The 18,678-nt window shown below is 47.0% G+C and carries 17 protein-coding genes, 5 tRNA genes and 1 other RNA gene; 8 read left to right on the forward strand and 15 right to left on the reverse strand.

Annotated features, from left to right (window positions below; all coding sequences use genetic code 11):
- Nucleotides 1-40: 40 nt before the first annotated feature.
- The 8 genes from GA0116948_RS02395 to rpsU all read right to left on the reverse strand — a co-directional run bounded on the left by GA0116948_RS02395 (nucleotide 41) and on the right by rpsU (nucleotide 2,587).
- Nucleotides 41-110 (reverse strand) — tRNA-Leu (locus tag GA0116948_RS02395).
- 56 nt (nucleotides 111-166) lie between these two features.
- Nucleotides 167-238, reverse strand: a tRNA-Thr gene (locus GA0116948_RS02400).
- A 93-nt stretch (nucleotides 239-331) separates the two neighbouring features.
- A tRNA-Gly gene (locus GA0116948_RS02405) sits at nucleotides 332-404 on the reverse strand.
- Nucleotides 405-471: 67 nt separating this feature from the next.
- Nucleotides 472-556 (reverse strand) — tRNA-Tyr (locus GA0116948_RS02410).
- A gap of 72 nt (nucleotides 557-628) precedes the next feature.
- Nucleotides 629-702: transfer RNA gene (locus tag GA0116948_RS02415), tRNA-Thr, on the reverse strand.
- Nucleotides 703-914: 212 nt separating this feature from the next.
- A complete protein-coding gene (locus GA0116948_RS02420) occupies nucleotides 915-1,223 on the reverse strand; it encodes an HPF/RaiA family ribosome-associated protein (protein WP_089708611.1) in 309 nt (102 codons plus the stop codon).
- A 150-nt stretch (nucleotides 1,224-1,373) separates the two neighbouring features.
- Nucleotides 1,374-2,309 (reverse strand): tyrosine-type recombinase/integrase, encoded by a 936-nt coding sequence (locus GA0116948_RS02425; protein WP_089708612.1) that lies wholly within the window; start codon nucleotides 2,307-2,309, stop codon nucleotides 1,374-1,376.
- Between the two features lie 80 nt (nucleotides 2,310-2,389).
- Nucleotides 2,390-2,587, reverse strand: coding sequence for a 30S ribosomal protein S21 (rpsU, locus tag GA0116948_RS02430; RefSeq protein WP_089708613.1), 198 nt, complete (start codon nucleotides 2,585-2,587; stop codon nucleotides 2,390-2,392).
- A gap of 246 nt (nucleotides 2,588-2,833) precedes the next feature.
- Here rpsU and GA0116948_RS02435 point away from each other — a divergent pair, with 246 nt between their 5' ends.
- The 5 genes from GA0116948_RS02435 (at nucleotide 2,834) to GA0116948_RS02455 (ending at nucleotide 7,108) form a co-directional block, all read left to right on the forward strand.
- Nucleotides 2,834-3,424, forward strand: a complete 591-nt coding sequence (locus GA0116948_RS02435) for a riboflavin synthase (RefSeq protein WP_089708618.1) — start codon at nucleotides 2,834-2,836, stop codon at nucleotides 3,422-3,424.
- A 147-nt stretch (nucleotides 3,425-3,571) separates the two neighbouring features.
- Complete coding sequence (locus GA0116948_RS02440; protein ID WP_089708620.1) at nucleotides 3,572-4,576, forward strand: NAD(P)H-dependent flavin oxidoreductase; 1,005 nt, start codon at nucleotides 3,572-3,574, stop codon at nucleotides 4,574-4,576.
- Between the two features lie 107 nt (nucleotides 4,577-4,683).
- Nucleotides 4,684-4,783, forward strand: an RNA gene (gene ffs, locus GA0116948_RS02445) — signal recognition particle sRNA small type.
- 103 nt (nucleotides 4,784-4,886) lie between these two features.
- The gene (fsa, locus tag GA0116948_RS02450; RefSeq protein WP_089708622.1) at nucleotides 4,887-5,534 is read left to right on the forward strand and encodes a fructose-6-phosphate aldolase; all 648 of its coding nucleotides are present in this window, start codon (nucleotides 4,887-4,889) and stop codon (nucleotides 5,532-5,534) included.
- Between the two features lie 245 nt (nucleotides 5,535-5,779).
- Entirely contained in the window at nucleotides 5,780-7,108 is a 1,329-nt protein-coding gene (locus tag GA0116948_RS02455) for an NAD(P)/FAD-dependent oxidoreductase (RefSeq protein ID WP_089708624.1), read from the forward strand.
- Between the two features lie 70 nt (nucleotides 7,109-7,178).
- On the opposite strand, the gene GA0116948_RS02460 is transcribed toward GA0116948_RS02455, so the two are convergent.
- Complete coding sequence (locus tag GA0116948_RS02460) at nucleotides 7,179-8,459, reverse strand: type IX secretion system plug protein (RefSeq protein ID WP_089708626.1); 1,281 nt, start codon at nucleotides 8,457-8,459, stop codon at nucleotides 7,179-7,181.
- A gap of 157 nt (nucleotides 8,460-8,616) precedes the next feature.
- On the opposite strand from GA0116948_RS02460, the gene GA0116948_RS02465 reads away from it, so the two are divergent.
- Complete coding sequence (locus GA0116948_RS02465) at nucleotides 8,617-9,849, forward strand: ABC transporter permease (protein ID WP_089708628.1); 1,233 nt, start codon at nucleotides 8,617-8,619, stop codon at nucleotides 9,847-9,849.
- 3 nt (nucleotides 9,850-9,852) lie between these two features.
- Here the strand turns inward: GA0116948_RS02465 and GA0116948_RS02470 are convergent, their stop codons facing one another.
- The gene (locus GA0116948_RS02470) at nucleotides 9,853-10,596 is read right to left on the reverse strand and encodes a TrmH family RNA methyltransferase (protein WP_089708630.1); all 744 of its coding nucleotides are present in this window, start codon (nucleotides 10,594-10,596) and stop codon (nucleotides 9,853-9,855) included.
- A 93-nt stretch (nucleotides 10,597-10,689) separates the two neighbouring features.
- Between GA0116948_RS02470 and tamL the strand changes: the two genes are divergently transcribed.
- Entirely contained in the window at nucleotides 10,690-13,119 is a 2,430-nt protein-coding gene (gene tamL, locus GA0116948_RS02475) for a translocation and assembly module lipoprotein TamL (protein WP_089708633.1), read from the forward strand.
- Nucleotides 13,120-13,146: 27 nt separating this feature from the next.
- On the opposite strand, the gene truB is transcribed toward tamL, so the two are convergent.
- From truB to GA0116948_RS02495, 4 genes are all read right to left on the reverse strand, one after another.
- A complete protein-coding gene (truB, locus tag GA0116948_RS02480) occupies nucleotides 13,147-13,815 on the reverse strand; it encodes a tRNA pseudouridine(55) synthase TruB (RefSeq protein ID WP_089708634.1) in 669 nt (222 codons plus the stop codon).
- A 9-nt stretch (nucleotides 13,816-13,824) separates the two neighbouring features.
- Nucleotides 13,825-14,562 carry a shikimate dehydrogenase family protein gene (locus GA0116948_RS02485; protein ID WP_089708636.1) on the reverse strand — a complete coding sequence of 246 codons (738 nt, stop codon included), beginning with the start codon at nucleotides 14,560-14,562 and terminating at the stop codon, nucleotides 13,825-13,827.
- A gap of 86 nt (nucleotides 14,563-14,648) precedes the next feature.
- On the reverse strand, nucleotides 14,649-15,413 hold the full coding sequence (locus GA0116948_RS02490; RefSeq protein ID WP_089708941.1) for a phosphosulfolactate synthase: 765 nt from the start codon (nucleotides 15,411-15,413) through the stop codon (nucleotides 14,649-14,651).
- Nucleotides 15,414-15,692: 279 nt separating this feature from the next.
- Nucleotides 15,693-17,126, reverse strand: coding sequence for a tetratricopeptide repeat protein (locus GA0116948_RS02495; protein WP_089708638.1), 1,434 nt, complete (start codon nucleotides 17,124-17,126; stop codon nucleotides 15,693-15,695).
- 171 nt (nucleotides 17,127-17,297) lie between these two features.
- Here GA0116948_RS02495 and GA0116948_RS02500 point away from each other — a divergent pair, with 171 nt between their 5' ends.
- Nucleotides 17,298-17,678: a hypothetical protein gene (locus tag GA0116948_RS02500; protein WP_089708640.1), complete on the forward strand. Its 381-nt coding sequence runs from the start codon at nucleotides 17,298-17,300 to the stop codon at nucleotides 17,676-17,678.
- Nucleotides 17,679-17,943: 265 nt separating this feature from the next.
- Here the strand turns inward: GA0116948_RS02500 and GA0116948_RS02505 are convergent, their stop codons facing one another.
- Entirely contained in the window at nucleotides 17,944-18,597 is a 654-nt protein-coding gene (locus tag GA0116948_RS02505) for a hypothetical protein (protein ID WP_123891684.1), read from the reverse strand.
- Nucleotides 18,598-18,678 lie beyond the last annotated feature (81 nt).

The following is an 18,678-nucleotide window of genomic DNA, read 5'->3' on the forward strand; positions in this document are numbered from 1 at the left end:
TATTGATAGTTGTTTTAAAAAAACGGCATTTACAAACTAGAGCCGTTGATGAGAATTGAACTCACTGCCTGGCGCCCTAAGCGCCTGCTCTTCCAACGAGCTACAACGCCTTGTTTTTTTAGTCTTTCAATAACCTGTTCCGTTGCCGGTGAAGCTTATTGTGATGAGCTGTTGATGAGAATTGAACTCACGACCTCTTCCTTACCAAGGAAGTGCTCTACCCCTGAGCTACAACAGCTTATTTATTTTCTAGTTAAAGGCTAATAATATACAGGGAGGACTGCTTTAACTATTAAACATCAACTGTTTTAGCTGGTCTATCTTTTCAAAGAGCGGGAGACGAGGTTCGAACCCGCGACCTACAGCTTGGAAGGCTGTCGCTCTACCAACTGAGCTACTCCCGCATGCGCCCGTAGGCATATTATTCTAACAAATATGTTCCGCCTTTTATCAAAGCAGAACATATGCTAGTGGTGGGCAGGATAGGATTCGAACCTATGAAGTCGTAGACAGCGGATTTACAGTCCGCCCCATTTGGCCGCTCTGGAACCTGCCCGTTTTATCTTTTCCCAAATGCTATCCGATGGAACTGGCCGGCGAAGCTACAACCGGGAAATGATTTTCAAAGAGCCAGCAGAGGGATTCGAACCCCCGACCCACTGATTACAAATCAGTAGCTCTGGCCAACTGAGCTATGCTGGCATTTTTTAATTCATAACCCGTTCAACGAGAGCGCAAAATTAATCGTTTTGTGCTAACTACAAAATGTTTTTTGCGATTCCCGGTAACAAAGTTTTTTAAGCATTAATTTGGCTGGAATGCCCTACTACAAAGAACTTTACTACCTTTAACACCCCCTCTTTTTTGATGGGATGGCAAAGGTAGTAAAGAGAAACTTAATTCCAAAAATATTTTTAAGATTTTACTTGAAATTTCCGCTCCTTGGTACGTTTGAGCTGATTCACAAGAGCATCGAAGGCGAGGTTAAAGGATTCTTCAAAGGATTTAGACTCGTGCTTAATAAAAAAATCATGTTGAGGGATATGCACTTTGATCCCTGCAATCTTGTCTTTAATCTGGTGCGCTATATTATCCAACTTTAGGTATACTTCCACACTGACAATCCGGTCATAAAATGTGTCTAATTTCTGGATTTTCCTACTTACATGATCAATCAGTTTGGAATCTGCATCGAAATGCAATGTTTGAATCTGAACGTTCATAGCACTTTTGGTTTTAAAAATTAACAATCGAATTCACATAGTACAGCTATCTGTCATAGGCGGCTATTTAGTTTTGTAAAGAACTCCCTCTCTAATTTAGATAACTTTACGGGCTTTTAAAGCCAGTACACGGAATTTATTTTGTTAATTTTAAGCTTTGGGATGGGCTTGCTGATGAACGGCTTTCAGCTTCTCTATGGTATTGTGGGTATATACCTGCGTAGCGGCCAGGCTGGCATGCCCCAGCAGCTCTTTCACTGCATTAATATCCGCCCCGTTATTGGTCAAATGGGTGGCAAAGGTGTGACGCAGAATGTGAGGACTCTTCCTACTAATGGTGGTAACGTTGTGGCGGGTAAGCACCCCACGCACCATATTATAAACATACTTAGGATATAATGGCTTACCGCTTTTAGGATGCAATAACAGCACCGCCGCTTCCGACGCAATTATTTTACGCCGCAAAACGAGATAGTCCTTAATCTGTGTACACAATACGCTACTCACAGGTACCCTCCGCTCCTTTCCTCCTTTACCAAGCACTTTTATCATTTCATGACCCAGGTCTACATCTTTCTCCTGTAGGCCAATCAGCTCCGACAAGCGTATACCGGTATTGTATAGAAGGTCAAAAATAAGGCGATGGGTTTGCCCCTCGAGGTCGTCCGTAAAAATGAGATGGGTTTCTTCACCAGCACGGGGCGAACGATTTTCTTCCAAAGCCTGCATTCCCTTTTCGTCAATAAATTCCGGCAGCCTACGGCCCGTTTTGGGCGACACCACCTTCACCATAGGCGATTGCTTAAGTGCACCCTGGCGGATAATAAATTTAAAGAACGATTTAAGGGTGGAAATCTTTCGGTTGATGCTTTTGGCGGAAATGGAGGAGGCCATTAACCCCGCCAGCCAAGTGCGGATATGCACATGACCAATATCGGCCACCGGAAGCAAGCCATATGTTATAGCAATAAAATCCTGGAATTGTTGTAAATCAGTACAGTAGGCAGTTACCGTATGCGTGGAATAGCGCTTTTCAAAACGCAGGTAGGCCTGAAAGCGGGCAACGAAATCTTGCAGTTCAGTCAATACAAAAAAATTGATGATTGTAAAGTTATTGAAAACTTTACAATCATCAAATATAAGTTACACTCCTTTAAATGAGTGGATTAATCCTCGATCTTACCGCTGGCAAGGGCCTGACGGTAAACAGCCTTCAATACCTGGGTACGACGCTTAACGGAAGGTTTGGTAAACGATTGACGCGTTCTCAGTTGTAGTAATACGCGCGCTTTTTCGAATTTCTTCTTGTATTTCTTAAGCGCTTTGTCAATGTTTTCGCAATCCTTTGAGTCAATTATTAACATAAAATTCCTTTAATTTTTTTATGGACAGCAAAGATAAGCGTTTTATTTTAAATTAAAACAAACCCTTTCTTAATTTTTCCGGCACGGCCTACTTACACTTTATACAATGCTGATCCGCTGCCAGCCCGCACCCCACACCCGCAGGGGGTCGCCAAAGGTAGGGCTATCGCACCACATTTTCACCAGCATAGCCGGATTTGGGATTTGGCATATTATTGAGGAATTTGCACACACAAACCAACAGCCATGTTTACAGGAATTATAGAAACAACCGGCACCGTAACGCAAGCAGCACGCCAGGGCAGCAACCTTAAATTTACCATACAAACACCGTTGGCAGCCGAACTCAAGATAGATCAAAGCGTATCACATAACGGGGTTTGCCTTACCGTGACCCGCCAGGATGCGGCCACCTTTGACGTGGTGGCCATCGATGAAACGCTGCAAAAAACTAACCTGGGCCAACTTAAACCCGGCGCCGCCGTGAATCTGGAGCGGGCCATGGTGTTCAATGGCCGCATAGACGGCCATCTGGTACAGGGGCATGTGGATGGCACGGGTACCTGCCTGTCTGTTACGGCACAAGATGGTAGCTGGGTATACCGCATTGGATTTGCAACACAGTTTGCTGCTTTGGTAGTGGAAAAAGGGTCCATCTGCCTGAACGGCATCAGCCTCACCGTATTTAATGTACGCGACGATGAATTTACCGTGGCCATTATTCCCTATACGTACGAACATACCAATATACAGCACTTACAGGCTGGCGACACCGTAAACCTGGAATTCGATATCCTGGGCAAGTTTGTGGCCCGGCACATGGATTTGCGGAATTAATCCCCAGTGCGCAGGTAGGCGCAGCCGGCAATTGGGGTAAAATGCCTCATTCCACGCCACTTTTAAGTACCGGGCCCTGTGCATGACCGGGCCAATCACGGATTAATCCTTACATTTAAGTTATTCCCGTTTATTGAAGCCCGTTTTATGAGTAATACTTTCACCACCGCTTTCGGCATCCGCTACCCGATCTTAATGGCCCCCATGTTTTTGGTAAGTAATGAAGCTATGGTACAAGCGGCTATGGAGCAGGAAATAGCCGGCACCTTCCCTTCCCTCAACTACCGGAAAGATGGTGAACTGGCGGCGGTACTGGAAAGGCTCAACGCCCGTAAGGCTGCACTGGATGGCCGCCGGGGCAATTATGGGGTAAACCTTATCGTACAGCGCAGCAATCCATTATATGAGCAGCACCTCCAGGTATGTGTGGCTGCCAAAGTTCCTTTCTACATTACCTCCCTGGGCAACCCCCGGCAGGTGATAGACGCCGCCCACAGCTATGGAGCCAAGGTACTCTGCGATGTTACCAATCTCCAGCATGCCCAAAAGGCCGCCAGTGAAGGTGCCGACGGTTTTATTGCCGTGTGTGCCGGTGCTGGTGGGCATGCCGGGCCTTACCCTATGCAGGTATTAGTACCAGCCCTGCGGGGGGCATTTCCCCACTTACCGGTGATCGCGGCGGGCGGCATTGCCAACGGACAACAGATAGCCAGCGCCCTGGTACTGGATGCCGCAGGCGTATCCATCGGCACCCGCTTCATTGCCAGTACAGAAGCCGGCGTAAGCGATGCCTATAAGCAAGGCATTGTGCAATATGGAATGGATGACATTGTGCCCACCGAACGCCTGTCAGGCACACCCTGCAATATCATCAATACCCCTGCCGCCAAACAGATGGGCTATCGGCAAAACTGGTTGGAAAAATTGCTGTCTCGCAACGCTAAAACCAAGAGATATTTTAAAATGCTGGTACAGCTCAAAGGCATGAAAAAACTGGAAAAAGCGGTACATCCCGGTGCCTATCAGCAACTTTGGACCGCCGGCCAAAGTGTGGAAATGATACACGACATTTCTAGCATAGCCCACATTGTACATCAACTAACCGCAGAACTTGAAACAAGCCAGCAACAATTATACGACCTGCATTTCTGAAAAACGATGCGGACTGTAATGCGCGACAGTAAAAGATTTCAGCTACCCACTGTAAGATCGTAGGCTAAATGATTTTGTAGTTCAATAAATTCGTATAACTTTGCAGCCGGCAAGTCTTATACGACCAGCTCCTACTGAATCCCCCCAGGACAGGAATGTAGCAAGGGTAGGTGGTTGTAGCGGTGCGATATAAGTAACTTGCCTTTTTTTATTTTAAGTACTCCCCCCTGCCCCTGTCCCACCCCTCCTCAGAAAAGTGGCCCTTTACTTGCAGCCATGCCCATACTTCTCATTCTTAAAAATCATTATTATGAAATTCTTTATAGATACGGCAAATCTTGCCCAGATCAAAGAAGCACATGAATTTGGCGTGCTGGACGGCGTAACGACCAACCCCTCGCTAATGCACAAAGAAGGTATTAAAGGCCATGAAAACATTCTGCAGCATTATAAAACCATCTGTGAATTGGTAGACGGTGATATCAGCGCAGAAGTAGTGTCTACCACTTTCGATGAAATTATTAAGGAAGGCAAGGAATTGGCCGCCCTGCATCCTAATATCGTGGTGAAAGTTCCCATGATTAAAGATGGAGTGAAAGCCATCAAATGGTTTACCGACAATGGTATCCGTACTAACTGCACCCTTATTTTCTCTGCGGGTCAGGCTATACTGGCCGCAAAGGCAGGCGCTGCATATGTTTCGCCCTTCATTGGCCGCATAGACGATTCCGGCTGGGATGGCACTGAACTGATTGGGCAACTTTCCCACATTTTTAATGTACAGGGCTATCACACCCAAATCCTGGCAGCCAGCATCCGCAGCCCGTTGCATATCATTAAATGCGCGGAACTGGGAGCCCACGTAGTTACCAGCCCACTGGAACCTATCCTGGGGCTGCTCAAACACCCGCTTACCGATCTTGGCCTGGCTAAATTCCTGGCAGACGCCAAGGGGTAAATGTCGAAGTAGTGCCCCACACGCATTGGCCTGGAAGCCCGCCTCAGTACAGCTTCTAGGCCTTTTGTTTTATGACCAAGCCGCTGCGTGAGCCATCCTTTCAATACATGTTATAACCCTCTCTTCGCTATTTTTTCCATATGTAAGTGGGTATCCCTCCAAATAAACTAATTTCATAAATGTAAATAAACTTTCATTTTTTATTGAAAGTTCCGTAATTTTGATATGGACTTAATTTCTTTGCTATGATTCAACCCAATATCCCGGACAACGGACAAACACGGATCGTGATTGTAGGCGGTGGTTTTGGCGGCATTAGCCTGGCCAAACAATTGAAAAATGCACCCTTCCAGATCGTTTTACTGGATCGTAATAATTATCATCTGTTCCAGCCCCTGCTTTACCAGGTAGCCACCGCAGGCCTGGAACCGGAAAGCATTGCCTTTCCACTGCGCGGCATATTCAGCAAACAAAAAAACATTCACTTCCGTATGGCCGAAGTGAAAAGGGCGAGGCCGGCAGACAATGTACTGGAAACCAGCATTGGCGATATCCGCTATGATTATCTGGTGCTGGCTACAGGCAGCAATACCAACTTTTTTGGCAACAAGGCCATTGAGGAACATGCCGTGGGCATGAAATCGCTGATCGAAGCAGTGCAGATCCGCAATTATGTGGTGAAGCAGTTCGAAGAAGCCCTCCTCATGCCTTCCGAGGAAGAAATAAAACCAAAACTCAACTTCGTGATGGTAGGCGGTGGACCTACCGGGGTAGAACTGGCGGGTGCCTTTGCAGAACTGAAACAACACATTTTGCCTAAGGACTACCCCGAACTGCCGCTGCACCTGATGAATATTTACCTGATAGAAGCAGGCCCTCGGCTGCTGGCCGCGATGAGCGAAGCCTCCTCCCGCAAAACAGCAGATGGACTGCAACAGATCGGCGTAAAGGTTATGTGCAATGTAGCAGTAAAAGATTACGATGGTAAGGTGCTGCAACTCAGCAACGGCGAAACCATTCCTTCCCAATCCCTGCTATGGAGCGCAGGCGTGAAAGGTGTACCCATCGAGGGATTACCACCGGAAGCCATTATTCCTAATGGCCGCATTATCGTGGATGACCATAACCTGGTGCAAGGCACTGCCAACATTTACACCATTGGCGATGCCGCCCAGTTGACCAATGATCCGGCTTTTGCCAAAGGTTACCCCATGGTAGCGCAGGTAGCCATACAGCAGGGAAAAAACCTGGCTCACAATTTATTGGCAATACGCCAGCAGCAACCACTAAGACCCTTTAAATACAAGGATCTTGGCAGTATGGCTACCATTGGGCGCAACCGCGCCGTGGCGGAATTTTCAGGCATGAAACTCTCCGGTTTTATTGCCTGGATGGCCTGGATGGCAGTACACCTGATGACGTTAATGGGTTTCCGGAATAAGCTGGTGGTATTTACCAACTGGATGTACCGCTACCTTACCTTCGACCGGGGCACCCGTATTATCATTAAACGCGGCGCAGCCAATATTACCAAACTGCGGCAAATTGTTCAGGATACCCGTTACCAGGGCTAATGCTTATCAATAAAACAAATCCCCGCAGCGCTTCCGTTGCGGGGATTTTTTATGCAGTGCGCGCGATCGTTTACCGGTTGCTCAATGAACTCCAGGTGGTGGCGTTTACCAACTGGTCATTACGGGCGCCCAGTGCGCGGTAGTAAACCAGAATGGTGTAATTATTTTCCGCTTCCCAGGAATTGCCTTCGGTAAGTTCTGTATTAAATTTATGCGCAGGGTCTTGCTGATCTATTACGCCATAGATGTAACTATAAATGCCTTGCTTCAGGTAAAACGTACATTCGTAGGCGTTCTTGGCGCCATTGTAAATAAGCTTGTTTTCATTGGTCAGTTCGTAGCCAGTCATTTCTCCAAACAGGTAGAGATTGTAGCCCGCAAAAGGTTGCTGTGTGGGGAATGAGAAGGTTACATTGGCATAATCACCCTCTATGTTAACATCGTAATTATCCAACATGGAAGGCAGGTACTGGCCATTCACATCTTTATAATATTCATACTGCTGGCCCGCCCGGTTATAATCGGGCGGCACACGGATAACATTGCCCTGGTTGGGATCTGTGGTATCAGGCTGGTTTTTGGCGCGGGCCGTACGCAAATGAAAGTTGCGCAAATCCGTCCAGCGCCATTCTTTGCCTCCCGGGAAAATGCAGTCGTTTTCCGTATTGTATTCAATCACATCGCCTTTCAGATACATAGGCTGCAGCCCCGTGATGTAATTGTCCCAGCGGAAGTTTTGCAGAATGTAGATTTTCAACTGATCGTAAGGATTATTAATATTGAGTCCCTTTACGTTCAGGGAAAAATTTACTTTCTGGGCGGTATAAAATAATTTAGGGCTGATGGGTTGTTTAATATTGCCATTAACTGTTACCAGCGGCTCCTGGATTAGCACCCGGCGGGTAAGCACTAGCTGAGAAGTATCGCTGTCCAGGTATACCTTTAGCAAGTAATTGCCGGAACGCAGCGGATTACAATCCTGGTTAGGCAGGGTAAGCTTATAGTGAGTGTATTTCTGGAGGCTCATGGTAGAAAACTGGTAATCGGTGATCCTGTTATCCGCAAAACCCCGCAGGTAATCAAACCGGTTGATGTCTGCCGGCGTCCAGTCGGCATTACAGAGATCCATCGTGTAGTAATAATTCTTCACATCGGCATCCAGGTCGTCGAACTGGAGATCCAGGTGATCACCACCATTGAGCGTAATGATGGGATAGGAAAGAAAATTACCAGACTGGTTAAGTTTTACCGTTCGGATATTTTTCATATAAACGTGATCCGGCGAGGGTGCCTGTGCATGTAGCGACGCAGCGCAGGGCAAGCAAAACAGGATAAGCAGGAGATTGCGCATGTAAAAATTGTATTATGTATGGTATACAAGGTACAAGGTACAGTGAATGAACGATGCATGCCACCACAATATTATTTTAAAAGGCTTGAATTTATTATCCGTAAGCCTTTTGTAAACAGCATACTACAACGTACCTTGTACATTATACCCTTTTTTCATGCGGATTTCCAGTTTCATTGCCGGGCGGATCGCTTTTAATAAATCGTCCTCCTTTTCACGGTTCATCATTCGTATAGCCATTGCCGCTACGGCGGTAAGCGTGGCCGTGATGATCCTGGCCACCGCACTGGTAGCAGGCTTCCAGCAAACCATACAGGGTAAAATCTTTAGCTTTTGGGGCCACCTGCATATCACCCAGTTCCAACCCAATGCCGGACCGCTCACCGATGAACTACCCTTCCCCGACCGCCAAACGCTGGTAGATTCGGTGCGCAACATTCCCGGCATTGGCAACGTACAGGCCTATGCTACCAAGTCTGCCATGATAAAGGCGAATAACGGCATTGAAGGCGTGATCTTCAAAGGGGTAGACCGGCATTACGACTGGCAGCAATTGCAACGTTTCATGCGCCAGGGCGGTGCCCTTCATTTTAACGATAGCACTTACTCCCTCGATATCATTATCTCCGAGCATACTGCTAAGGCTCTCCAGCTACAACTTTACGATCCCCTGATCGTATATTTCATCCAGGGCAACGGGCAGCCCCCCCGGGCGCGCAAGCTAAAGATCACAGGCATTTACAAAACCAGCATTGAAGACTACGATAAAACCTTTATCATTGGTGACATCAGCCTGATACGCCGGCTCAATGACTGGGCACCACAGGATGTGGGCGGCTACGAGGTATTCGTGAAAGATGTGCGCCAACTGGACACCCTGTCCCACCAGGTGTACAACATTTTACCACAGCAGCTGGACGTGCGTTCTATCAAGGAAATTTATCCGAATATTTTTGACTGGCTAGGTTTGCAGGACAAAACAGAAGCGCTGGTGCTGGTAATTATGACCATCGTAGCATTGATCAATATGATTACCGCCATCCTCATCCTCATCTTGGAAAGAACCAATATGGTGGGAGTACTGAAAGCGTTGGGCATGCGCAATGGCAGCATCCGGGCGGTGTTTATTTATCAGTGTGCTTACATCCTGGGGGCGGGTATTTTACTGGGCAATGTGCTGGGGCTGGGACTGGCTTTCGTGCAACTAAAGACCGGCTTTTTTAAACTGCAGGAAGATGCTTATTATATGCCGGTGGCGGCCATCTCTATTCAATGGGGTAAAATATTGGTCATAAACCTTGGCACTTTTATAGTATGTACCTGCACGCTCATCGTGCCCTCTTTGCTCATCAGCCGCATTGCGCCGCTGAAGGCCATCCGCTTTAAATAAGCGTTATCTTATCAATAATCTTCCACAGATAATGCCCGTAGCCACCGCCGCGTTAAGCGACTCCGCGAAGCCCAGGCGGGGAATGGTGACCCGCTCCGTACAAAGTGCCATGGTAGCAGGATGTAGTCCCCTGGACTCATTGCCAATTACGATAATACCTTCGGTGATAGGTTCAAAATCCCCTATATTTTTCCCATGCAGGGTGGCCGCGTAAGAAGCCACGCCGGCGTGTTGCAGCACTTCCGGCAAACCGGCTTCCACAATCTTTACACGAGCTATACTGCCCATGGTGGCCTGTACTGTTTTGGGATTGTAGGCATCTACACAGCCCGGCGAACATACGATCTGTGCAATGCCAAACCAGTCGGCAATACGGATGATGGTACCCATATTACCCGGGTCTTGTATGTCTTCCAGCGCCAGGGCCACGCCTTCCCGGAAAGCCGCCGGCTCTGCATGACCGGGAATGGGCAGTACCGCCAGCGCCTGGTTGGGCGTGGTTAAGGAAGAAATTCTAGCCAGCTCCTCCTCCGTTACCACGTTTACCTCCAATCGGTGTACCTTATCCAGCAAGGGACGATGCTGCAACATCCAGGGTGCTGTAGCATACACTGCCTCCATAGGCTGCGCGGCAGCCAGCATTTCTTGTACAATTTTATCGCCCTCAGCAACAAAGTGCCCAGACAGTAAACGGTATTTTTTCTGCTGTAATGATTGAATATACTTAATTTGCGCTTTTGATAACATAGGCCCAAAACTACAGGGATTCTATAAATACGCCAAGCCAGGGCCGCAATTTTCGATCGCGGCAGCTATTTTAAAATAATCCTTTTTCAAACAGTGAAGCAGCAGATCTATCGATTTAACAACACCTTACGTTTTACCCCGCTGCTGGTGTTAACACTGTGTTTTTTGGCCAGTTGCTCCAATACCCGTTACCTCAAAGAAAACCAGCAACTCTACGTACATAGCGGCGTAGAGTTAAAAGGCGACATCCTCGTGAGCGACAAGCAGGAGTTACGCAGTTCCCTTGAAAGCAAATCGCTGATGCTGCAACAAGCCAATAAAAAATTCCTCGGTACCCGCATTAAGGTATGGCTGTATAACCAAAAATATAACGAGAAAAAGAAAAACCTGTTCTGGAACCTGGTACTCTCCCCCAAGAATATGGAAGAACCCTCCGTGTTCGACTCTGCGAAAGTGCAGGAATCCATAAAACGCATGAGCGCCTACATGTACAACCAGGGATATTTCTACGACACAGTAAGCTTTGAAAAGTCTGCACGAGGCCGTAAAGTAAGTGTAACCTACAAGGTGAATACCGGCAAAAATTTTGTGATCGATAGTGTGTCTTACGATATTCCCGATTCATCACTGATGACGGTAGTAAAAAAATCACAGCCGCTAAGCCTCGTACAGAAAGGCAAGCCCTACAAACAGGAAACACTGAACAGTGAGCGCGAACGCCTCACCCGCTTAATTAAGGATGCCGGTTATTATAAATTTGATCGCGGCTATATCCATTTTGAACTGGATACCCTGAATAAAAGTTTCCTCCGCAATTCACTGAATCCATTTGAGGGCATGCTCAACGTGTTCAATGAAAATAAGGGCCTGGAAAAACCAACCCTCAACATTGTTGTAATGATCCGCAATCCAGACGATAGCCTGGGCGGTATGCATAAAAAATATACCATCAACCGGGTCATCATTTACCCCGATTACCCCGTAAGTGGCGACACCAGCCGGTTTACTTTCCATGATTCCATTACTGGATTTACCAGCGTGCGTTACCGCCAGGATATCCTGCGCCACGATGTACTGAACCGATCTATCCTGCTGAGACATGGCGATACATTCTCTAACAAACAATACAATGCCACGATCAATAAGCTTTATGACCTGGGCGTATGGCAGTTTGTAACAGTAAACTACCGGGAGAACAGAGATACCACGCTAGATGCGCTTCTGTACCTCACCCCCCGCCGCAAACAAAGCCTCGGCGCCACTTTCGAAGTAAGTACCAGTTCCGACTATTTACTGGGTAGTGGCATCACCCTCAGCTCGCGCCACCTGAACCTGCGCCGCAGTGCCACCTCCCTCGATGTGAGCCTGAATACCGGCATAGAGCTGATCCGCTCCGGCCGGGCCTGGGTACTGCAATCCAAAGAATTTGGCGGCAGTGTGAATTTCACTTTCCCGAAATTCATTACCCCCTTCCATATTTCCCAGGATAAGCTCACGGCGGTGAAAACAAAACTAAGCATGGGGGCCGATTACTTGTCGCGCGTGCAAAAGTTTGACATCACCAACATCAATGCTTCCTTTGGGTACGACTGGACACCATCGCCTTACCGGCGCTGGATTGTAAACCCCATCTCCCTGAACTATGTAGGTACAAGGCTAAATCCTTCTTTCGAGGATACCATCGTTAATAAAAACCCTTACCTGAAACGCAGTTTTGAACCGGCCTTCATAGGCGGTGAAGTAGCCTCTTACATTTATACTAATAATGACGCACTGCACCGCGACCATTATTCCTTTTTCCGCATTAACCTCGAAGAATCAGGCCTGTGGCTCAATGGCATCAACAGCCTGGTGGGCCTGGTAAATAATCATAAGAACGATCTGGAAGACTACACCGGTCTTACCATTTCCAATTTCGTGAAGCTGGACGCCGATTACCGGCATTATTGGAAGCGCCCCCGCGCTGCCTTTGCCACCCGCGCTTATATTGGCATAGGAGTGGCCTACAGCTCTTCTACCGTACTACCTTACATCCGGCAGTTCACCGCCGGTGGGCCCAATAGTATCCGGGCCTGGCGGCTGCGCACCCTGGGCCCTGGCTCTTACCACGACACTTCGGCTACCGCCGCCATTTTCCCCGATCAAACAGGCGACATGAAGCTGGAAGCCAATGCAGAATACCGCTTCGACCTGATCCGCATGTTCGATGGTACGGTGAACCTTAAAGGAGCCACCTTCCTGGATGCAGGTAATATCTGGATGCTGCGTAAAGATCCTGACCGCCCTGGCTCTGAGTTCGAGATATCTCAGCTTTACCACGACCTTGCCCTGGGCACCGGCGTGGGGCTACGCTTGGATTTTTCTTTCTTTCTTATACGGCTAGACTGGGGTATTCCCTTAAAAGTGCCTTACTATACGGGCAATGCAAACGGGTGGTACTTTTCGGAATGGAAACACTTCTCCGACCCAAGCTGGCGAAGGGATAACGTGATCTGGAACGTGGCGATAGGATATCCGTTTTAAGAAAACAGACGTATAAGAACTGACAAACTATACATTAAACTTAGCTAAAAAAGCATCAAGTGTATACGCATCTTCCACTTTAAATTCGCCAATGCGGGTCCTCACTAATTTGCTCAGATATCCCCCTACACCCAGCGCCGCACCAAAATCGTTGGCCAAAGAACGGATATAGGTACCCGTGCTACATACCACACGAAAATGCACGACAGGCATATCTATCTGCGTGATCTCAAATTCCTTTATCAAAATCTGGCGTGGTTCCACCTTTACAGCTACCCCCTTGCGGGCAGCGAGATAAATGGGCTTGCCATTTTGTTTAATAGCCGAATGAATGGGCGGAAACTGCGCAATAGCACCAATAAAGAGCTTTGTGGCCTCTAGGATAGCTTCCGTTGTAAGATGACTGGTATCTTTAAAATTTTCGGGGGCGGATTCCAGATCAAAAGTAGGCGTTGTAGCGCCGAGAGTAAAGGTTCCCGTGTACTCTTTTTCCTGGGCCTGGTATTCATTGATCTTCTTCGTCATTTTGCCAGTGCAGCAAATGAGCAGCCCCGTGGCCAGGGGGTCCAGGGTGCCAGCATGGCCTATTTTGGCTTTTACTTTATGTTTCAGTTTATTCACCACATCAAAGGAAGTCCATTCCAGGGGTTTATCGATCAGAATAACCTGCCCTTCTGCATAGATATTTTGTTCCATGCCGCGAAATTAGGGTTTATTCCAGATCGTCCAAGCCGCTTCCGCCTGCAATACCAGCATTTCGTAGCCATTTTTAATAACTGCACCCTGTGCTTCGCCCTGGTGCAGGAAAAGGGTTTTGGCAGGGTTGTACACCAAATCATAAAGAAAATGCCGGGCCGTAAGGTATTTGTAAGGCAGCGCTGGCGCAGTATCCACCGCAGGATACATGCCCAGCGGCGTAGTATTGATCAGCAGTGTATATTGCTCGAGCATAGCCTGGTCTATCTGTCCATAAGCCAAATCCTCAGGCCCTTGCGGGTGGCGGCTTACCAGGCGATAGGTAATGCCCAATTGACGCAGGGTGTATTTCACCGCCTTACTGGCACCGCCGGTACCCAGCACCAGGGCATGCCGGTGATGAGGTTGCAACAAGGTTTCCAGCGAATGGCGAAAACCAATGGCGTCGGTATTATATCCAATGAGGCGACCACCTTCCAGGCGAATGCAATTTACAGCACCTATTTCAACGGCGGCATCGTCCAGGGCGTCGAGGTAAGGAAGAATGGCCGTTTTGTGTGGAATGGTCACATTTAACCCACGCAGGTGGGGCAATGACCGAACCAGCTCCGGGAAGCCGGTAATATCGGGTAAAGGAAAATTTTCATACTTGCTGTCCGCTATATTTTCCCGCTTAAACTTATCGGAAAAATAGCCGCTGGAAAAAGAATGCCCCAAAGGAAAGCCGATTAGTCCATAAAGATGCATGGCATGAAACTTTTAGCGTCCTGCAAAAATATCATTGGGCACACCGCAAACCAGTGTGCCCAATGGCTAAGAAAGAATGTTATGCTTTAAGCATTCAGGAACAAGTGGAAGGTATCGCCACGAAGCCCTATCCGCATGGCTTCCAGGGATATTACTTCATAAGGAGCCAGGTTGCCCAAGTTGGCATTACAGCCCACCAGCTCCAGGAAATAAAGCTGCTGTGCCTTTTGGGGTGCTTCCCAGATAATTTTCTCAGCAGGTATCTGGGTCAGGATTTCCTGCACCAGCCCTTCGCGTACTTCGCCGCTGCCACGGTAAATGCCCACATTGCCGCTCTCCCGGGCTTCCGCAATAACATAGCTGGCACCGGCATTCAACTCGGCCCGCATCAGTTCAATCCACTTATAAGGCGGAATAATATGCTCTGCATCTTTGGAACCTACTTCACTCAGCACCGTAAAGCCCAGCTTCACCAGCTTTTCTATGTAGCCGCATTTTTCAGAATGCGGGATGGTAATAGAACCATCAGATACTTCCACGTAAGAAACGCCAAAGTCTTTCAACACTTTCACATAATCGTCGAACTGGTTGCGGATAAGAAAGGCTTCAAAGAGAGTGCCTCCAAAATATAAGGGGATATTAGCATCCTGATAAACTTTAATTTTTTCACGAAGATTGGGCGTAACGAAAGAGGTCCCAAACCCTAGCTTCAGGATATCTACATGCGGTCCTGAAACCGACAGGAAACTGATGGCTTCTGATATGCTCAGGCCTTTATCCATTACCATAGTTAGGCCGCTATTCCTGGGCTTTTGTGTCCGGTCCGGGATTTGTGTCAAATTGAAATTCATTGCATCTCTTTTTTTATCTTCTAAATGGCCCTTCAATCGCTCTCACGTTTCCCTTCCTGGTTGGCCCTGAACAAATACGCTGATAAGGGTTAGCCGGGAAAAGGAACGCTCTTGGGATTCTTTTAAACCGGCGCAAAAATAATAAGATTGCTATAAATACAACATGGAATTAATCATCTTTTGCCGGAGGGTGGTCAAAGGCGGGAGAGATTTTATCCTCGTGTGACAAAAAGGGCCGCCTGGCGGCAGCCTTTTTTTATTTTAAATGACGTGGTATTTTCATTTCTTCCTGCGTAGCGAACTGCGGTACCGGCCCAACATGTCTACGATAGAGGTATGTTGCAGCAACTCAGCATCCAGCTCCACAAATTGCTTAGCCAACTTGGGAGAGCGTTGCAAGGCCGTTTCCAACTGCAACAGGGCTTCCTTCTGCCGGCCCATACGAAACAGGATAGCAGCCTTGTAGTACTGGAACACCGGCTTGGTGCTAATCTTCGGATCCAGGGCATTTAGCTGCCCCAGGGCCTCCTCGTAGAAACCAGCCACATACAAACCTCTCATGAAACATTGCCATCCTTTGGCATTATTAGGCCGTATGCGCACGGCGCTCAGCAGGTAAATGAGAGCATCCTTGTATTTGCCCATTTGCAGGTAACACTCGCCGGTGGCTACATTATAATCGCTGCTTTGTTTATTAAACTTAATGGCCGATTGCAGGCTTTTCAAAGCGTTCGCCCAGTTTTCTTCTGCCATGTAAGCCAGGCCTATCTTGTAATACAGCTTATCATCTGTAGGACTAAGATGACTAGCCTTGCGGTAATAATAACGGGCTTGGGTGTATTTACGCTGCTTGTCGTAGCAATGGCCAATGGCCTCGTAGATCACATCTTCAGGTTTGGCTATCTCCAAGTGTTTGGAAAGAATATCGATGGCTTCTGCGTAGCGGCGCATACGAATATAGGCATCCCCCATATTACGATACGCGTAGTCGAACTTCTCATCGATGGCAATGGCATATTGATAGGCATCAATCGCCTTTTCGTAGAGTTTTAAACCCTGGTAAGCCGTACCCAGATTAAACCAGGCCAGCTCGTTAAACGGATGCTCATTAATAATATCGGAATGCAAACGGATGCTTTCTTCAAAACGGCCGGTAAATTCAGTCCAGAAGCAGATCTTATGCAAGGATTCTTCATTATTATTATCGTGCAGCAGCGCACGGCGCAGCACGTCAAATACCATTTCAAACTCTTCCCAATCATCATACACGTCTGCCAGCTCCAGCAACAGCTCGGTTTTATCCTCCCCCTCAAACACCTCAATCTGGTCTTCCAACACCCGTACAGCCTTAGCATGCTGGTTCATAGCAATATAGGCGTCTGTCTTGAAAATGTAGAGTTGAACGTCAGTACTGTCCAGCAGGGCAGCCTTATTTAGCAAGGCAATGGCTTCCTTATATTTCTTGGATTCTATGAGTAAGCCAGCTTTTTTGATGAGCAACAAGGCCGAGTAGGGATATTGGGAAATCCCCATTTCGGCAGCCAGGAAAGCTACGTTGAGCTGATCCTGCTCATCATAATAATCAATAATCTGTTCGAAGGAATCTTCGTCCAGGAAGGAATTTGACTGACCAGATTTGAGGTTTTCGAACTGCTGCAGCAAATCCTTCAGGTCGTCAGCATCCTCTTCGAATTGTGGCAAATCTTTATTCATCAGTGTAAATATAATCATTTTCGGTTCTCATCCAACTGTTCCCGGCACCCGTCGATATCGATTTAATTGATGCCGGTATTGTGAAATTTTTAACGTTTTATTATAATAATTTAGTAACTTTGAAATAGATAAAATTGCAACACATCTGAAAAATTGCATATTTGTCCCAATATGAAAAACAAATTATACATCTTAAAGACTGTTTTATTTTCCTGCTTTCTGGTAGGATTTATAGGACTGGCGGAGGTTAAAGCCGCTTCCATCGGCATGGATCTTCCGGGTGACAGCAACAAAGACAAAGACAAGGCGGCTAAAAAAGTAACAGTAAGTGAGGCCTACAAGTCCAATCTTGCACTGGACGCAGGTTTCCGCTTCAGTGGCGTAATTAAACCCGAATTTAATCTCACCCCGGTGCCCAATAATATTAAACCTACTTTTACTTATAAGCAGGGAAATGCCACCTACCTCATTCCTTATTCTTTGGAGGTGCCACAGCAGCCTACCATGAATTATCATCGCTTGCAAATTACCTTCCCGTTTAAAAAGGGGTAGTTATAAAATAAATTAAAAAAAAGGCCTCGCTCATGCGGGGCTTTTTTTTGCGGGCAAGCTGTATATATTTTAAATTTTAATTTGTTTTGTCGTCACCCCTATCCTATCCTCATCCATAGTTTTGTATCGCAGAAATCTATTCAACAAACTGCGATGCTAAAAAATAATTTTCTTGTAGGTTGTAAAAAAGAGGAACAGATAGCATTGAGCCAAGGCTACAGCTTGTAGTGACCGCCTGGAATATTTAATATTTGATATTTGATCTTTAATTACCCAATTGTTTCATTTCTGCCTCGGTAATCTCTTTATATCCGCCTTTCGGCACATCAAACACAGAGGCAGGTACCGGGTCCAGATTTATAGAAGTGGCCACTACCCTGATTTTCCCACCACCTTTCAGGATCATTTCAAACTCCAGCGGAATGCCTTTCAGATTCATGAAACGGCGGTTATACAGTTTATTTTCTACCACCAAATCCGGGGTATAGTATACATCAAAAGTCTGTCCATCCAACATTGAAGCGGTGGCGCGGTGGCAATTGTAACCAGCTATACGTTTGGTTTCCGGCTTATCTACAAATTTTACAGCTTCATATTGCTGAATGTCTTTTTCGTACTGCTGCTTGCCTACATGGATTAGAAATTTTTCCGTATTGCGGGTAATGAGGGTAATATAACTTTCATCCTTCGTATTGATGATATAACTGTAGTTCACAATATTGAAATTCATATCTATACGGCTCATATTTCCGCGTATAGACTGCACAAAACTGCTACCGTTGAACATAGCGGAAGAGGCTTGCCCTTCCGGCACTTGCACATGGTAGGTAATGATCGCATCGGATACCAGGCGCTGGGCCTGGGTAGCATCACAGATGAAGTAACTCACGAGGATCAGGAAAAAATACTTTCTCATCATGATAGGGCAAGGTAATTCAAACCAAAGGACCAAAAACGTGTTAGCTCAAATATACGGCTTTAATAATCACACAGCATGGCA

It is taken from the genome of Chitinophaga costaii (genome assembly GCF_900094705.1).
Classification (GTDB): Bacteria; Bacteroidota; Bacteroidia; order Chitinophagales; family Chitinophagaceae; genus Chitinophaga; species Chitinophaga costaii.

Bases quoted from the DNA above. Each gene is read 5' to 3' on its own strand.
- GA0116948_RS02420 (WP_089708611.1), bottom strand. From the start codon at position 1,223: ATGAACGTTCAGATTCAAACATTGCATTTCGATGCAGATTCCAAACTG.
- GA0116948_RS02490 (WP_089708941.1), bottom strand. From the start codon at position 15,413: ATGAATTTCAATTTGACACAAATCCCGGACCGGACACAAAAGCCCAGG.
- GA0116948_RS02505 (WP_123891684.1), bottom strand. From the start codon at position 18,597: ATGATGAGAAAGTATTTTTTCCTGATCCTCGTGAGTTACTTCATCTGT.
- GA0116948_RS02485 (WP_089708636.1), bottom strand. From the start codon at position 14,562: ATGCATCTTTATGGACTAATCGGCTTTCCTTTGGGGCATTCTTTTTCC.
- truB (WP_089708634.1), bottom strand. From the start codon at position 13,815: ATGGAACAAAATATCTATGCAGAAGGGCAGGTTATTCTGATCGATAAA.
- GA0116948_RS02470 (WP_089708630.1), bottom strand. From the start codon at position 10,596: ATGTTATCAAAAGCGCAAATTAAGTATATTCAATCATTACAGCAGAAA.
- GA0116948_RS02495 (WP_089708638.1), bottom strand. From the start codon at position 17,126: ATGAATAAAGATTTGCCACAATTCGAAGAGGATGCTGACGACCTGAAG.
- GA0116948_RS02500 (WP_089708640.1), top strand. From the start codon at position 17,298: ATGAAAAACAAATTATACATCTTAAAGACTGTTTTATTTTCCTGCTTT.
- GA0116948_RS02435 (WP_089708618.1), top strand. From the start codon at position 2,834: ATGTTTACAGGAATTATAGAAACAACCGGCACCGTAACGCAAGCAGCA.
- GA0116948_RS02460 (WP_089708626.1), bottom strand. From the start codon at position 8,459: ATGCGCAATCTCCTGCTTATCCTGTTTTGCTTGCCCTGCGCTGCGTCG.
- GA0116948_RS02455 (WP_089708624.1), top strand. From the start codon at position 5,780: ATGATTCAACCCAATATCCCGGACAACGGACAAACACGGATCGTGATT.
- GA0116948_RS02440 (WP_089708620.1), top strand. From the start codon at position 3,572: ATGAGTAATACTTTCACCACCGCTTTCGGCATCCGCTACCCGATCTTA.
- fsa (WP_089708622.1), top strand. From the start codon at position 4,887: ATGAAATTCTTTATAGATACGGCAAATCTTGCCCAGATCAAAGAAGCA.
- rpsU (WP_089708613.1), bottom strand. From the start codon at position 2,587: ATGTTAATAATTGACTCAAAGGATTGCGAAAACATTGACAAAGCGCTT.
- GA0116948_RS02465 (WP_089708628.1), top strand. From the start codon at position 8,617: ATGCGGATTTCCAGTTTCATTGCCGGGCGGATCGCTTTTAATAAATCG.